Below are 14,297 nucleotides of genomic sequence, written 5' to 3'. Positions count from 1 at the left end.
GCCCTAGACTTCCGGCCATGACCACGCCCGACCCCGCTTCCTCCGACCGGCTCGCCCGGATCGTCAGCCTCTCCTCCGGCAGCTACCTGCTCGTCACCACCTACAAGAAGGACGGCACCACCGTGCCGACCCCGGTGTGGGTGGTGCGCGACGGCGAGGCGCTCGGCGTCTGGACCGTCACCGACTCCTGGAAGGTCAAGCGGATCCGCAACCGCGCGGACGTCCTGGTGGGCCCCTGCGACGTCAAGGGCCGGCCGACCGGCGAGCAGTACCCCGCCACCGCCGAGATCCTCGGCCCCGAGCGCACCGCCGCCTACCGCACCCTGCTGCGCCAGAAGTACGGCCTGCTCGGCGTGCTCACCCTGCTCGGCAGCCGCCTGCGCCGCGGCGAGCGCGGCACCGTCGGCATCCGGATCACCCTCACCTGACGCGCCATCCGGCTGACGGGGCCCCGGTCACTCGCCCGGGCGGCCCACTCGGGCGGCCCACAGGCGAGGAAGGGCGTGGCAGGCTTGGCGGCCATGGGAGACGCCATGGAGGACAGGGACGCGGACGGGGCCCCGGGCGGGCTGCCGCTGCTGGTGGTCGACGGGGCCAACGTGGTCGGGTCGGTGCCCGACGGGTGGTGGCGGGATCGGCGGGGCGCCGCCGAGCGGCTGCGGGACGCGCTGGTCGCCGTCGCCGGGCAGGGACTGCCGGAGCGGCCCGGACCGCTGGAGGTGGTGCTGGTCGTGGAGGGCGCGGCCCGGGGCGTGGACGGACTGCCCGAGGTGCGGGTGGTCGCGGCGGCCGGCAGCGGTGACGACCGGATCGTCGAGCTGGTCCGGGCGGCCAGGGCCGAACAGCCGGACCGGGACTGCCTGGTCGTCACCGCCGACCGCGAACTGCGGGCCCGGGTCGGCGCGCTGGGCGCGGCGGTCACCGGGCCGCGCAGCGTGCGGGGTTAGGGCCGGTCCCGTTCGGGCCGGTCGCGCGCGGCAGGACCGAACGGGACCCGTTCCGGGACGTAGCCCCCTGGCCATGACCTCGGGTCACGGGCTGGAACGGCCCCGGGGCCGAACGCGTATGGGCGCCTCCCGGAACCGACCACGGGCACCGGCACCTAGTTGACGGGTAGTAGCCGGGGCCCAGCGCATCGGGAGGCGCCGTCCCCGACGCTACCTGGTCACATCGGGTGCGTCATCCGAATTAATCCGGGCCCGGGGCCTGCCGTACGGGTCTCGCCGAGCCCGCGGCGCCAGGGCGTTCCCCACCGGTTCGGACCGTACGGGAACCAACCGCGCCCGCCGTCCGACTGCTGGGGGGTGAGTGCGAAGTCGCCGGGTGTCCGGCCCTTGAGTGTGCTGGCGGGGTTCGCCCTGCTGCTGGTGGTGGTGTTCGTGGTGGCGTATGCGGTGGGACGGCAGGCGGGCCCGGTGTCCCCGGGGCTGACGCCCGGGGGCGGCGCGTCGCCCGGGGCGCCCGGGATGGGCGGGCACGACATGGGCGGGATGCGATGAGCCCGGTCGCGGGGGCCGACGCCGGGGCCCTGGTGAGCACCGATCTGGCGGTCGGCGGGATGACCTGCGCGGCCTGCGTGGGCCGGGTGGAGAAGCGGCTGGCCCGGATCGACGGAGTGACGGCCGGGGTGAACCTGGCGACCGGTCGGGCCCGGGTGCTGCACCCGGCCGGGGTGTCGGTCGCAGAGCTGGTGGCGGCCGTCGAACGAGCGGGCTACACCGCCGAGTCGGCGCCCGCGGGGGCGGGCGTCGGGTTGCCGGACGAGGAGCCGGCGGAGCGCTGGCGGCTGCTGGTGACGACGCTGCTGGCCGTCCCGGTGGTGGTGCTGTCGATGGTGCCGTCCCTGCAGTTCCCCGCCTGGCAGTGGGTCTGCTTCGCGCTGGCCGTCCCGGTGGTGACCTGGGGGTCGGCCGGGTTCCACCGCCGGGCCTGGCAGGGGCTGCGGCACGCGGCGGCCACCATGGACACCCTGGTCAGCCTGGGGGTGGTGGCGTCCTTCGGCTGGTCCGCGTACGCGCTGGTGTTCGGCGGCGCCGGGGAGATCGGCATGCGGATGCCGTTCTCGCTGACCGCGGACGGCGGCGGCGCGGCGCACGTCTACCTGGAGGCGGCCGTCGGGGTGCCGCTGTTCGTGCTGGCCGGGCGGCTACTGGAGGGCCGGGTGCGGCGGCGCAGCGGTTCCGCGCTGCGGGCGCTGGCCGAACTGGGCGCGAAGCAAGTGTGTGTCCGGGACGGCGGGACCGGCGAGGAGCGCCTGGTACCGATCGAACTGCTGCTGCCCGGGCAGGAGTTCGTGGTGCGGCCGGGCGAACGGGTGGCCACCGACGGGGTGGTGGTCGAGGGTGGTTCGGCGCTCGACCTGAGCCTGCTGACCGGGGAGAGCGTGCCGGTGGAGGTCGGCCCCGGGGACGCGGTGGCCGGCGCGACCGTCAACGTCGGCGGCGCGCTGGTGGTACGGGCGACGGCCGTCGGCGCCGACACCCAACTCGCCCGGATCACCGCGCTGGTGGCGGACGCCCAGGCCGGCAAGGCCCGGGCGCAGCGCCTCGCCGACGCGGTGGCCGGGGTGTTCGTGCCGTGCGTGCTGGCGGGCGCGGTGTGCGTGCTGGGCTTCTGGCTCGGCGCGGGCGCGGCCCCGCAGGCGGCGGTGACGGCGGCGGTCGCCGTGCTGGTGGTCGCCTGCCCGTGCGCCCTGGGCCTGGCCACCCCGACGGCGCTGCTGGCGGCGACCGGGCGGGGCGCGGAGCTGGGCGTGCTGGTGCGCGGCCCGGAGGTACTGGAGAGCCTGCGCCGGGTCGACACCGTGGTGCTGGACAAGACCGGGACGCTGACCACCGGGCGGATGGAACTGGCGGCGGTGACGGTCGCCGAGGGGTTCGGCTCGGGGTTCGACTCGGGGCTCGGCGAAGGTCTCGGCTCGGGGCTCGGCGAAGGTCTCGACGAGGGTGCGGTGCTGCGGCTGGCCGGCGCGGTGGAACACCGCTCGGAACACCCGATCGGGCGGGCCGTGGCGGCGGCCGCGCGGGAGCGCTGCGGTCCGCTGCCCCCGGTGGACGGCTTCGCGGCCACCACCGGGGTCGGGGTGTCCGGGGTGGTCGAGGGCCGGAGCATACGGGTGGTCCGCCCGGACGGCACGGCGCAGCCGCTGCCCGCCGACCTCGCGGACGCGGTCGCCGCCGCCTCGGACACCGGCCGCACGGCCGTGGTGGTCGAGCTGGACGGGCGGGCCGCGGCCGTGCTCGCCGTCGGCGACACGCTGCGCTCGGGCAGCTGGCGGGCGCTCCACCGGCTGCGCGGGATGGGGCTGGAGACCGTCCTGCTGACCGGCGACGGCCCGGGCGCGGCCCGGGCGGTGGCGCGCGAGCTGGGCATCGAACGGGTGCACGCCGCGGCCTCGCCGGAGGGCAAGGCCGCGGTGGTGGCCGAGCTGCGGGGCGCCGGGCGGACGGTCGCGGTGGTCGGCGACGGCGTCAACGACGCGGTGGCTCTGGCCTCGGCGGACCTCGGGGTGGCGCTGGCCTCGGGCAGCGACGCCGCGATCGGCGCGGCCGGACTCACCCTGGTGCGCGGCGACATCGAGGCGGTGGTGGACGCCGTCCGGTTGGCCCGGCGTACCCTCGGCACGATCCGGGCCAATCTGCTGTGGGCCTTCGGCTACAACGTGGTGCTGATCCCGCTGGCGGCCATCGGCCTGCTCAACCCGATGCTGGCGGCGGTGGCGATGTCGCTCAGCTCGCTGCTGGTGGTCGGCAACAGCCTGCGGCTGCGCACCTGGCAGCCCGGGCGCGGCACCTCGGCGGCCCGGAAGGGGGCGCGGCGATGAGCGCGGCAACGAGCGCGATCGGACGGCTGCGGGTGGTCGGCCCACCGGTGGGCGCGGCGGCGCTGACGCTGGTGCTGCTGACCGGGTGGACGGCGGTCGGCGGGGCCGGGCGGCCCCGGCCGGTGGAGGCCGGCCCGGGCTGGCTGCTCCTGCCGACGGCGGGCGCGGCCCCGGCCACGGCGGCGTTCTTCACGATCCGCAACCCGGGCGACGTGCCGGACGAACTGACCTCCGCCAGCTGGGAGTTCGGCGGCAGGATCACGATCAAGCGACACCTCCACCAGGGCGCCGCAGGCCGCTGGGAGCCGGTGGCCACCCTCCCGGTCCCGGGCCGCGGCGAGCTGGCGATGGCCCCGGAGGACGCCGACCTGATGATCGCCGACCCCCCACCCCTCCGGGCCGGCCAATGGGTGGACTTCACCCTCGGCTTCCGCCACAGCCCGGACCTCCGTCTCCAGGCCCAAGTCCTCCCCCCGGGCACCCGCCCCCGCTGACCGGGCCGACGACGGCCTGGCACCCCCGGCCGACTGGTCCCCGACACCCGTCGGGGCGAGACCCGGAACCGCCGATGGCCCGGACCGCTGTGCGGTCCGGGCCATCCGTCGGAGGACGATACGAGATTCGAACTCGTACGGAGTTGCCCCCGACACGCCGGCGAAGGCGGGCCTACACGGGTGCCGTGCTGCCACGAGGTGCCCCATCACTCGGACGAGTGATGCAAGGGCATCCTTGCGCAGGAATCGCCTGAGCAGTTGGGAGAGTGGGGGTGTCAGTCGGCGAAGGCCTTCCTGAGGTCGGCCGCAGCATTGGCTGCCGACGAAACGCACGCAACCGTCCTTGCGCGCGATGTGCCCATCAAATCGAGGAGTGGTCTGAGCATGTCCAAAGTCACGACGTCGGGAACCTGGACTGCTGTCACCCCGACCCCGCCCAACGTCTCGGGCCTCAACACCGGCCACGTCACCTGGGGCACTCCCGCAGGTGGGGGCGGCAAGAGCGGCTACTCGTTCGCCGGTGGGATGATCGAGATGAAGGCTGACGGTTCAGAGGTGGTACTGGGCACCTTCACCCACCAGAACTTCCCCATCTACGGTGGTGGCGTCGACCGGTTCGATGTCGACCTCGTGGTGCGCATCCGGTTCGAAGAGGACAGCAAGGACCGCGAGTTCAGCTTCAGGTTCCACCACTTCGAGACGCCCAACGTCGGCCCCGTTCATGATGACGAGGTCGACCTGCCCACCCGGGTGTCCCCGGAGAGCGTGTCCATCGACGGCGAGGAATACGCCGCCGTGATCACCGGCTTCAAGCGGAACGGAAAGATCGTCAACAAGTTCCTCAGCCCCGAGAACGGCGCCAACAGCGCCGACATCGTTGCCGTGCTCTCCCGCGTCGGCGCTCCGGACGTCATCATCACCGACGTCTGCCACAAGGGCACTGTCAAGTACACCCAGGCCGACGAGTACGTCGAGATCGTCAACCAGGGCACGGCGCACGCGGACATCTCCGGCTGGCTCCTCCACGCCGACGACCCCGGCCAGAACTTCACCTTCCCGCCCGGCACCACCCTCAAGGCCGGCCAGCGAATCCGTGTCTACACCAACGAAGTCCATGCCGAATGGGGCGGCTACTCCTTCGGCAGCGGACGCGCCATCTGGAACGACAAGGGCGACACCGCACACCTCTTCGACACCGAGGGCGCAGCCGTCCACCACTACGGCTACGGCACTGAGGCTCCCTGACCTCATTCCTTGTCGGCGGGCTGCGGGAAGGGTCGAGCACTGGCTGCGTGGCCCCGCTACGTGGCTGCAACCAAAACCGCAACCACGGATGATCGGGTTCTGCCTGGTCGAGGGCTCGATCGGGCGCAGGGACCACGGTTCAGCGGGCGGCAGATCGCCGCTCACCCGACACTTGATCACGTGAACAGGCGATCGACTCAAGGGGCGATGTCGCCACGCCCCGGCGAACCGGTCGTGCTGCGGCGCTTCACCCAGGATGACTCCGTTGAGGGACTGACGCGTCTGCTTCACCGCGCTTACTCCGATCACGTCGCCGCTGGGCGAGTCTTCTTCGCCTCGTACCAGTCCGTCCAGGACACGGCCAACCGCCTGAGGAAGGGCGAGTGTTGGATAGCTCTGATCGGGACTGAGTTGGTGGGCACCGTGACGTTGGCGGCTCCGTACGAGGCACCGGAGAGGTACCCGGCCCCGGCGGGTGCCGGTTCGTTCTGGCAGCTTGCGGTGGCCCCCTCACAGCGAGGGACGGGACTCGGGCAGCGTCTGCTGGCACTCGCGGAGGCACGGGTCACTGCTCTCGGCTCAGCTCAGGTCGCGATCGACACATCGGCCGAGGCCACCGAGTTGCTTGGCTGGTACCGCCGGCGGGGGTACGTGCCGGTCGGGACGTGGCGGTGGGATGTGACCAACTACGAGAGCGTGGTCCTCCTCAAGGACCTGGCGGCGGCCTGACGCAGGAGGCGGGGCACGGGTTGCCGGTGCCTCCCCGGTGAGGGGGAGGCACCGACAACCCGTGCCATGGATGACCTGGGGCTACTGGCCGAGAACTCGGGTCGCGTCCTGGACAGCGATGGCGAGCGCCTTGTCGAGTGCTCCGGCATGACGTCCACCGGCGCTGGCAATGGGGCCCTTGCCGCCGGCTCCGCCACCGACCGTGCGGGCGGCCGGGATGAGGATCTGGCTGGCCTGGGTGCCGGTGTCGTGGAGGCTGCGGGTGATCGCGGCGGCGAGGAGGGCCTTGCCGTCGTGTTCGGTGCCGAGGATGACGACGGCGTGGTCGTCGCCGAGGAGGTCGGCGGTGTCGGTGGCCAGGGTGCGGAGTTCGTCGGGGCTGAGGCCGGTGACGTTCTCGGTGACGATCCTGCCGCCGGGGACGGTGCGGGCGGAGGCGGCGAGTTGCTGGGCGCGGGTGCGGAGCTCGGCGTCGCGGAGGCGGGCGAGTTCCTGTTGGGCGGTGGTGAGGGCGTCGAGGCGCTTGCGGAGGGTGTCGGGGGCGTCCTGGGGGCGGGTGCCGAGAAGGGTGGAGAGTTCTTCGAGGAGGCGGCGTTCGGTGTCGTAGTGGGTGAGGGCGTCGCGTCCGGTGAGGGCTTCGATGCGGCGGAGGTTGGAGCCGATGGAGGCTTCGCCGAGGATGCGGACGGGGCCGGCGCCCGCGCCGTGCGGGACGTGGGTGCCGCCGCAGAGTTCCCGGGAGAAGTCGCCGATGTCGACGATGCGGACGTGGTCGCCGTACTTCTCGCCGAACAGGGCGGTGGCTCCGGCGGCCTCGGCTTCGGAGCGGGTGGCGTGCCAGATGCGGACTTCGGGGTCGTCGAGGAGGTGGTCGTTGACGAGGGCCTCGATGGCGGCGAGCTGGGTGCGGTCGACGGAGGAGAAGTGGGCAAAGTCGAAACGCAGGCGACCGGCGTCGACGAGGGAGCCGTGCTGGCGGGCGTGGTCGCCGAGGGTGCGGCGGAGCATGGCGTGCAGGACGTGGGTGGCGGAGTGGGAGCGGGCGACGGCGTCGCGGCGCGGGCCGTCGACGAGGGCTTCGACCTGCTCGCCGGTGCGGACCTCGCCTTCGCGGACGCGGACGGTGTGGACGTGGAAGCCTTCCAGGCCGAGCTTGGTGTCCAGGACTTCGAGGAGCGTGCCGGAGGACGTGCGGATGGTGCCGGTGTCGCCGACCTGGCCGCCGGATTCGGCGTAGAACGGGCTGCGGTCCAGGACCAGTTCGACGGTGTCGCCCTGGTCGGCGCCGGGCACGACGGTGCCGTCAGAGACGACGCCGAGGATGGTGGCCTCGGTGTCGAGGCGGTCGTAGCCGGTGAAGTCGGTGCGGCCGTGGCGGGAGGACAGTTCGCGGTAGGCGTCCTGGCGGCGCAGGGCCTCGGCGGTCTTGGCCTTGCCGCCGGCCTTGGCGCGCTTCTGCTGCTCGGCGAGCAGGGCGGTGAAGCGGTCCTCGTCGACGCTCAACCCGGCGTCGCGGGCGGCCTCGATGGTCAGCTCGACGGGGAAGCCGTAGGTGTCGTGCAGTTCGAAGGCGGTCTCGCCGGTGAGGGTGGTGGAGCGGCCCTCGCGGCTGCGGGTGATGGCGGCGTTGAGCAGGCGGGTGCCCTGGCTGAGGGTGCGGGTGAAGGACTCCTCCTCGGCGTTGACGACCTGCTCGATGAGGGCGGTCTGGCCCACGAGTTCGGGCCAGACGTCGCCGAGGTTGGCGATGACGCTGGCGGTGGCGGGCGCGAGGACGGGCTGATCGATGCCGAGCAGGCGGGCGTGGCGGATCGCGCGGCGCATCAGGCGGCGCAGGATGTAGCCGCGGCCGTCCTTGGCGGGCAGAACGCCGTCCGCGATGAGGTAGGCGACGGAGCGGGCGTGCTCGGCGACGACCTGGAAGGAGACCTTCTCCTCACCGTTGCCGGGATAGTCGCGGCCGGCGAGTTCCTGGACGGTGGTGAGGGTGGGCAGCAGGAGGTCGGTGCTGCAGACGTTCTCGACGTCCTGGAGGATCGCGGCGAGGCGGTCGAGGCCAAGGCCGGTGTCGATGCTCTGCCGGGCGAGGTCGCCGAGGATCGGGAAGGTGCCGTTGTCGTCGTCCTCGCCTCGCAGGGACTGCATGAAGACGAGGTTCCAGATCTCGACGTAGCGTTCGCCGTCGACGGCCGGCCCGCCTTCGCGGCCGAAGGCCGGGCCCCGGTCGTAGTTGAGCTCGGAGGAGGGACCGCAGGGGCCGGGGACGCCCATGTCCCAGAAGTTGTCCGCGCCGAGGCGCTGAATGCGCTCGGCGGGGACGCCGATCCGGCGCCAGAGCTGCTCGGCCTCGTCGTCGTCCTGGTGGACGGTGATCCAGAGGCGGTCCTTCTCCAGGTGGTAGCCCTGGGTGAGGAGTTCCCAGGCGTAGGCGATGGCGTCGGCCTTGAAGTAGTCGCCGAAGGAGAAGTTGCCCATCATCTCGAAGAACGTGGCGTGCCGGTTGGTGCGGCCGACGTTGTCGATGTCGGAGGTGCGGGCGCACTTCTGGATGGTGGTGGCGCGGGGGTACTCCGGGGTGACCTCGCCCAGGAAGTAGGGCTTGAACTGGTTCATGCCGGCGTTGGCCAGCAGCAGGGTCGGGTCGGAGGGGATGAGCGGGCTGGACGGGACGTGGCGGTGGCCGCGCGAGGTGAAGAAGTCCAGGAAGGTGGAGCGGATCTGCGTCGAGCGCATGGCGGTATGGCCCTCACGGAAGAGTCGCGGAGAGAGGTGGGGTGAGATCACACGCCGAGCCGGGCCGAGAACGAGGACTGAGTGGTTCTCAGTTCTCCAGCTCGGCGCAGATAGCTCGCGCCCCCACGGTGTAGACCATGACTCCGGTATCCGTCGCTCTGAGGTGGCGCAGCCGACAACGACGACGCAAACGGTCCGCTGCGGCTGCGCCACCAACAGTAGCCGGTCCGGTGTCAAGATCGCTTGGGGTTGTCCTCCTTGTGGCCGATGCCCACCAGGAGATGATCTTGCGGGTTCTTTCGGACGCGGCCATGGACAGCCCCCTGCCAGAGGAGCGGTGCCCAACGGGTGCGAACGCGACGGATCGGCCAGAGAGCCTGCCCACCGGATGCGGTCGTGCGACCGGTCCCCGGTGGGTCCCGGCAACTGCAACCAGAACGGCAACCACGGAACGACGAAGGGCCCGATCGCAGTGCGGTCGGGCCCTTCGTTTGCCCTGGCGGGCGAAGGCGGCGGATGCGAGATCCGAACTCGTGAGGGGGTGGACCCAACACGCTTTCCAATTCTCCCGAACGCCGACCGGCAGGGTTCACGCCCGTTCCGACCTGCGGTGGAGCGAAGCGCTGGGGAGCGGCTGAACCCGGCGCGGGACCGGGGTGAACGAGACCAGAACTGAGAGCAGCTGGCCGACCGACTCTTCCCGCGGTCGTGGTGACGTCAGGCGGACTTGGCGGTGGCGCGGACGCCGAAGTGGACGTAGCGGGTGCCGTCGCGGAGGGATAGAAGACGACGGGGATCCAGGCGTCCTTGTCGTTGCGGCGGCCGGCGAACATCCGGGCGAAGCGGACCACGTCGGCCGCCGTGGCGCTGATGCCGCCGTACGGCCCGGCGGAGCGCGGCAGCATGTTCCACAGCGGGGTGGGCCCCGTGAACGCCGTAACCAAGCGGAGCGGCGCCTCTAGGGCAGGGATGACGTGTGGTTTCTGGAATGGACGTCCTACCCGTATCCACAGGACCTCGCTGCGGCGATGACCCACCCGGTGGACGGCCTCGACGGTGTGGTTGCCCAACGGGTCGGCCCCACCTGGATCTTGACCTACAAGAGTGCGCAGCTGCACCTCTACGATCGGGAAGCGCCGGCGTGGTGATCACGAGAGCGTAGGCGACCAGCTGACATCGCTCCACGAGCGCTCAGCGCGAGCTGTGCTGGCGCTCACCGCTCGTAGGACCACGCTTGGCCGGTCTGACGGTACTGCTCGACAGGGATGGGCTCGACGCCAGCAGCCATGCGTGCGGTGTAGAGCAGGCCGTCGAGGTGGTCGATCTCGTGGTGGATCAGGCGGGCGAGTCCGCGTTCGTAGACGGTGGTGTTCAGTTGGCCGTCCAAGGTGGTGGTCTCTACGGTGATCCACAGTGGTCGGGGGACCAGTCCACGGACATCGAAGAAGGAGAGGCAGCCTTCGTACTGCTCGTCCGTCTCACTCGTGTGGTTGGTGATGCTGGGGTTCAGCAGGATGATCGCCGGTGCTCCGGGCTCGGCCGGCTGGACGATGGCAGCGGCGCGGCCGATGCCGATCTGCGGTGCGGCGATACCCATGCCCTTGGCGAACGGGTGGACTTGGCCGATGCGCTCCATGGCGGTGAACAGCTTCTCGATGACCTGCTCGGCGGCCCCGCGCTCGGTGGGCAGGTCGAACGCTCGGGCGGGCTCGGCGAGTACGGGCTCGCCCTCCTGGACAACGCCGAGGGACTGCATCTGCTGGCTGGGCCGCACCTCGATCATCTGATCTCCTTGGTCTGCTGCGGGTCGTTGGCGGTGGCGAGGGGGGCTACGGTCTCGGCGGTCATGGAGGTCTTGGTTCCCACGGGACTCCTTATGCCCAGACGCCGACCATTGTCGGCTCGGGCTGCAGCGCGATGCCGGTCGCGATCTCGACCTGCGTCGAGAGTTCGGTGAGGGCCTGGGCGAAGCCCGTCGCGGTCGCCCCGTCGTGGGCGGTGAGCGTGAGGGTCCGACGTTCCGAGCAGCGAATGCCGTCCGCGACTTTGCAGGTGGGGCGGTAGCCGGTGTGCTCCAGCAGCCAGCCGGCGCTGGCCCGCAGCTGCCCGTCGCTGTCGGTGTGGACCGGGCAGCCGGCAGCCGACCAGCGGGCGGCCTGGGTGGCGGTGACGGGTGGGTTGAGGAAGACCGATCCGGCCTGGCGGGCATCGGGACCGTGGGGGTCGAGGAGGAGTCCCCGGCCGTGACGGTTGACGAGGGCTGCGGCGGTCACCTCGGCGACGGGCGGACGGGCGCCGACCTGGACGCCGAGTTCGTCGGCGAGCGGCTGGTACGTGATCGGCGCAGCCGGTGAGCGGGTGAGGTGGAACGTCGCGGTGAGGATGGTCCAGCGGCCGGGGTCGTTCTTGAAGCGGCTGTCGCGGTGGCGGAGGCGGCATGCCTGGGCGGGCAGGGTTCGCAGGCGGCCCATGTCCCAGTCCCAGGCGGTGAGGTGGTCGAGGGCGTCGGAGACCTGCTGGCCGTAGGCTCCGGCGTTCTGGACGGGGGCGGCGCCGACAGTGCCCGGCATGCCGGCCAGGCACTCGATCCCGGCGAGGTGTTCGGCTGCGGCCCACTGGACGAGGTCGGCGAGCGGGTGGCCGGCCTGGACGGTCGCGGCCACCGTGTCGTCGCCCACCCGCTTCACGGTGATGCCCCGGGTGTTCATCACGGCGACGGTGCCCTCGTGGCCGGTGTCGGCGGCGATGACGTTGCTGCCGTGGCCGAGGGTGAGGGGCGCGTCCTGCTGCCGGTCGCCGATCGTATGGACCAGTTCGAACCAGTCGTCGGGATCGGCGACCTGCAGGACGTCGCTGGCCGGGCCGCCGAGCCGCAGGGTGGTGAGGGAGGCAAGCGTGGTGCTGGGCACGGGTGGCCCTCCTAGGGTTCGTCGGTGATCGCCTTGAGGGCGAGGGCCCGGAGTGGGGCGAGGCGGGTGCGGTTGTCCTGGTGGTGGTAGACGGCGTTGGTGCAGATGGCCAGGTAGCGGCCGGTGGCGGGGGCGAGGTAGAGGCTGGTTCCGGTGAAGCCGTGGTGGTAGGCGACCCGGCCCTCGTCGGCGAGGATCCAGACCAGGCCACGGTCGAGGCCGGGTTCGATCTCGGCCTGCGGCTGCATGCTGGCGGTGAGCCAGCGGCCCAGGGGCCCGCCGGTGGCGTGCGAGGACAGCAGGTAGGTGGCGAAGGTGGCGAGGTCGGCCGGGGTGGTGAACACCCCGGCATGGCCGGCGACTCCGCCGAGCAGGGCGGCGTTGTCGTCGTGCGGCATGCCCCACAGCCGGGGCCCGCCGGTCAACCGCTGCTCGGTCGGGGCGACGCGGGCAGAGCGGGCGACGGGCCCGTAGGTGGTGGCGGTCATGCCGATGTGCTGCCAGAGCTCGGCCGCCAGCTCGTCCAGGCGCTGGCAGCGGTAGTGCGCCAGGGCCAGGCCGAGGAGGATGAAACCGCGGTTGATGTAGCGGTGACCGGCCCCGGGGTCGGCGATCAGCGGCTCTCCGCAGATCAGGTCGGCCAGCGGCTCGGGGCGGTTGCGGTACTGGTCGAGGCGGGTGTCGGCCCGCAGGCCGGAGGTGTGGGCCAGGATCTGGCCGACCGTCACCCGGCCGCCGGGTGCCTCGGCCGGGATGCCGGTCAGCAGTTCGCGGATCGGGGTGTCCAGGGTGAAGCCGTCCATGAGGGAGGTGCCGACCAGCGGCCAGGTGGCCAGGACCTTGGTCAGCGAGGCCACGTCGTATACCGTGTCCGGCCCCGGCCGGGCGTCGCCGCAGTCGGGGGCGACGACGCCGGAGGCCAGGTAGCCGGGATCGGTGTCGAAGGTGCCGTGGGCGATGACGCCGCCGGGCACGGTGCCGTCTGCGGTCATCAGGTCCAGACACTCGCGCAGGTCGGCGAGCGCGTTCGGCTTCCACGGCACGGTGTTGGTCACGGCTACTCCTGGTCGATCGTCAGGTGGGCACCGAGCGCGGCCAACTTCGGCAGCAGGCTGCCGTATCCGCGCCGCAGGTGATACATCCCTCGGATCGTAGAGGTGCCCTCGGCGGCCAGGGCAGCGATCACGAGAGCGGTCACCGCCCGGATGTCCTCCCCGGCCACGTCGGCGGCGGTGAGGGCGGACCGGCCCCGGACGGTGATCACCGAGCCGGTCGCGTTGACGGCGGCGCCGAACGCGGCCAGCGCCGGTAGGTGGGTGTCGCGCTGGGTGTAGATCCGCTCGTCGATGCGGGAGTTGCCCTCGGCCTGGGTGAGGAAGGCGGTCAGCTGCGGCTGCACGTCGGTCGGGAAGCCCGGGTGCGGGCCGGTGGCCATCTGTACCGGTCGCGGCCCGGCCGGGGTGCTGACGGCCGTTCCGCCGTCCAGCGGGTCGAGCTGGATTCCGGCGTCGGCGAACACCGACACCAGCCCGTCCGGGAACGCGGCCGGCGGGAAGCCGTCCAGGTGGACGGTGCCGCCGGTGATGGCGGCGGCCAGCGCGAGGGTGGCGGCCTCCAGTCTGTCCGGTGGGACGGTGAACACCCCGCCCCGGATGCGGTCGGTGCCGGTGACGTTCAGTGCCGTCCTGCCGCGCCACTCGATGCCGACGCCGGCCTGCGAGAGCAGGGCGGCGGTGTGGGTGACCTCGGGTTCCACACTGGGGTTGAGGATCGCGGAGGTGCCCGGGGTTCGGGCGGCCAGCAGCATCGCGGTGACCGTCGCGCCCAGGCTCGGCCCCCACGAGCGGGTCTCGGCATCGGTGATGAACGGCAGCCGGTTGCCGGTGAAGCGGGCCCGCACCCGGCCCCGGCTCACCTCGACCTCGGCCCCGGCGGCTTCCATCGCGGCCAGGTGCCGGTCGATGTAGCGGGCGCAGAAGGCGTCCCCGCCGGGGGTGGGGAAGGTGACTTTGCCGGCGCGGGCCAGCAGGGCGCCGCCCATGACCGCGGTAGTGCGGATGCGCCGTCCGAGGTCCTCCGGGATGACGGGGAAGTAGGAGTCGGCCGGTCGGGTGGCGAACTCGTCTCCGGTCACGGTGGCGCGGGTGCCGGTGCGGTGCAGGATGTCGGCGACGACCAGGGTGTCCAGGATCTCGGGTGCACCGGTCAGGGTGAGCGGGTCGTCGGCGAGGAGCGCGGCGGCGTACAGGTGCAGGGCGATGTTCTTGCTGCCCTGGACGGTGGCGGTACCGGCCAGGCGGCGGCCTCCGGTGATCCGTACGGCCCGCTGGTCGGTCGTCGGGGTGGTGTCGGTGGTGGGCATGG

At 72.3% G+C, this 14,297-nt stretch carries 12 protein-coding genes; 7 read left to right on the top strand and 5 right to left on the bottom strand.

The genetic code is table 11. The features are described 5' to 3' along the window. Window positions 1-17 precede the first annotated feature (17 nt). The 7 genes from ABT015_RS16870 (at window position 18) to ABT015_RS16840 (ending at window position 6,291) form a co-directional block, all read left to right on the top strand. Window positions 18-428 (top strand): PPOX class F420-dependent oxidoreductase, encoded by a 411-nt coding sequence (locus ABT015_RS16870; protein WP_350879801.1) that lies wholly within the window; start codon window positions 18-20, stop codon window positions 426-428. Between the two features lie 105 nt (window positions 429-533). Continuing rightward, window positions 534-947: a PIN domain-containing protein gene (locus ABT015_RS16865; RefSeq protein ID WP_350879800.1), complete on the top strand. Its 414-nt coding sequence runs from the start codon at window positions 534-536 to the stop codon at window positions 945-947. 387 nt (window positions 948-1,334) lie between these two features. Beyond that, a complete protein-coding gene (locus tag ABT015_RS16860; protein WP_350879799.1) occupies window positions 1,335-1,499 on the top strand; it encodes a hypothetical protein in 165 nt (54 codons plus the stop codon). Beyond that, window positions 1,496-3,823, top strand: coding sequence for a heavy metal translocating P-type ATPase (locus ABT015_RS16855; RefSeq protein WP_350879798.1), 2,328 nt, complete (start codon window positions 1,496-1,498; stop codon window positions 3,821-3,823). Before ABT015_RS16860 ends, ABT015_RS16855 begins: the two co-directional genes overlap by 4 nt. Further along, a complete protein-coding gene (locus ABT015_RS16850) occupies window positions 3,820-4,317 on the top strand; it encodes a copper chaperone PCu(A)C domain-containing protein (RefSeq protein ID WP_350879797.1) in 498 nt (165 codons plus the stop codon). The genes ABT015_RS16855 and ABT015_RS16850 overlap by 4 nt, the downstream gene beginning before the upstream one ends. Window positions 4,318-4,701: 384 nt before the next feature. Further along, window positions 4,702-5,562: a lamin tail domain-containing protein gene (locus tag ABT015_RS16845; protein ID WP_350879796.1), complete on the top strand. Its 861-nt coding sequence runs from the start codon at window positions 4,702-4,704 to the stop codon at window positions 5,560-5,562. Window positions 5,563-5,742: 180 nt separating this feature from the next. Continuing rightward, window positions 5,743-6,291, top strand: a complete 549-nt coding sequence (locus ABT015_RS16840; protein WP_350879795.1) for a GNAT family N-acetyltransferase — start codon at window positions 5,743-5,745, stop codon at window positions 6,289-6,291. 81 nt (window positions 6,292-6,372) lie between these two features. Here the strand turns inward: ABT015_RS16840 and alaS are convergent, their stop codons facing one another. From alaS to ABT015_RS16815, 5 genes are all read right to left on the bottom strand, one after another. Further along, window positions 6,373-9,024 carry an alanine--tRNA ligase gene (gene alaS / locus ABT015_RS16835; RefSeq protein ID WP_350879794.1) on the bottom strand — a complete coding sequence of 884 codons (2,652 nt, stop codon included), beginning with the start codon at window positions 9,022-9,024 and terminating at the stop codon, window positions 6,373-6,375. A gap of 1,213 nt (window positions 9,025-10,237) precedes the next feature. After that, window positions 10,238-10,807 carry a peptide deformylase gene (locus ABT015_RS16830; RefSeq protein WP_350879793.1) on the bottom strand — a complete coding sequence of 190 codons (570 nt, stop codon included), beginning with the start codon at window positions 10,805-10,807 and terminating at the stop codon, window positions 10,238-10,240. 91 nt (window positions 10,808-10,898) lie between these two features. Next, window positions 10,899-11,933 (bottom strand): UDP-N-acetylmuramate dehydrogenase, encoded by a 1,035-nt coding sequence (locus tag ABT015_RS16825; protein ID WP_350879792.1) that lies wholly within the window; start codon window positions 11,931-11,933, stop codon window positions 10,899-10,901. Between the two features lie 11 nt (window positions 11,934-11,944). Continuing rightward, on the bottom strand, window positions 11,945-12,988 hold the full coding sequence (locus tag ABT015_RS16820) for a serine hydrolase domain-containing protein (RefSeq protein ID WP_350879791.1): 1,044 nt from the start codon (window positions 12,986-12,988) through the stop codon (window positions 11,945-11,947). Between the two features lie 2 nt (window positions 12,989-12,990). Then, a complete protein-coding gene (locus ABT015_RS16815) occupies window positions 12,991-14,295 on the bottom strand; it encodes a UDP-N-acetylglucosamine 1-carboxyvinyltransferase (RefSeq protein WP_350879790.1) in 1,305 nt (434 codons plus the stop codon). Window positions 14,296-14,297: the final 2 nt, after the last annotated feature.

The sequence above is a fragment of the Kitasatospora sp. NPDC094016 genome, assembly GCF_040304045.1.
In the GTDB taxonomy this organism is placed as follows: Bacteria; Actinomycetota; Actinomycetes; order Streptomycetales; family Streptomycetaceae; genus Kitasatospora.
This window is presented reverse-complemented; position numbering and strand designations above follow the sequence as displayed.

Bases quoted from the DNA above. Each gene is read 5' to 3' on its own strand.
- ABT015_RS16870 (WP_350879801.1), top strand. From the start codon at position 18: ATGACCACGCCCGACCCCGCTTCCTCCGACCGGCTCGCCCGGATCGTC.
- ABT015_RS16865 (WP_350879800.1), top strand. From the start codon at position 534: ATGGAGGACAGGGACGCGGACGGGGCCCCGGGCGGGCTGCCGCTGCTG.
- ABT015_RS16855 (WP_350879798.1), top strand. From the start codon at position 1,496: ATGAGCCCGGTCGCGGGGGCCGACGCCGGGGCCCTGGTGAGCACCGAT.
- ABT015_RS16850 (WP_350879797.1), top strand. From the start codon at position 3,820: ATGAGCGCGGCAACGAGCGCGATCGGACGGCTGCGGGTGGTCGGCCCA.
- ABT015_RS16845 (WP_350879796.1), top strand. From the start codon at position 4,702: ATGTCCAAAGTCACGACGTCGGGAACCTGGACTGCTGTCACCCCGACC.
- alaS (WP_350879794.1), bottom strand. From the start codon at position 9,024: ATGCGCTCGACGCAGATCCGCTCCACCTTCCTGGACTTCTTCACCTCG.
- ABT015_RS16830 (WP_350879793.1), bottom strand. From the start codon at position 10,807: ATGATCGAGGTGCGGCCCAGCCAGCAGATGCAGTCCCTCGGCGTTGTC.
- ABT015_RS16815 (WP_350879790.1), bottom strand. From the start codon at position 14,295: ATGCCCACCACCGACACCACCCCGACGACCGACCAGCGGGCCGTACGG.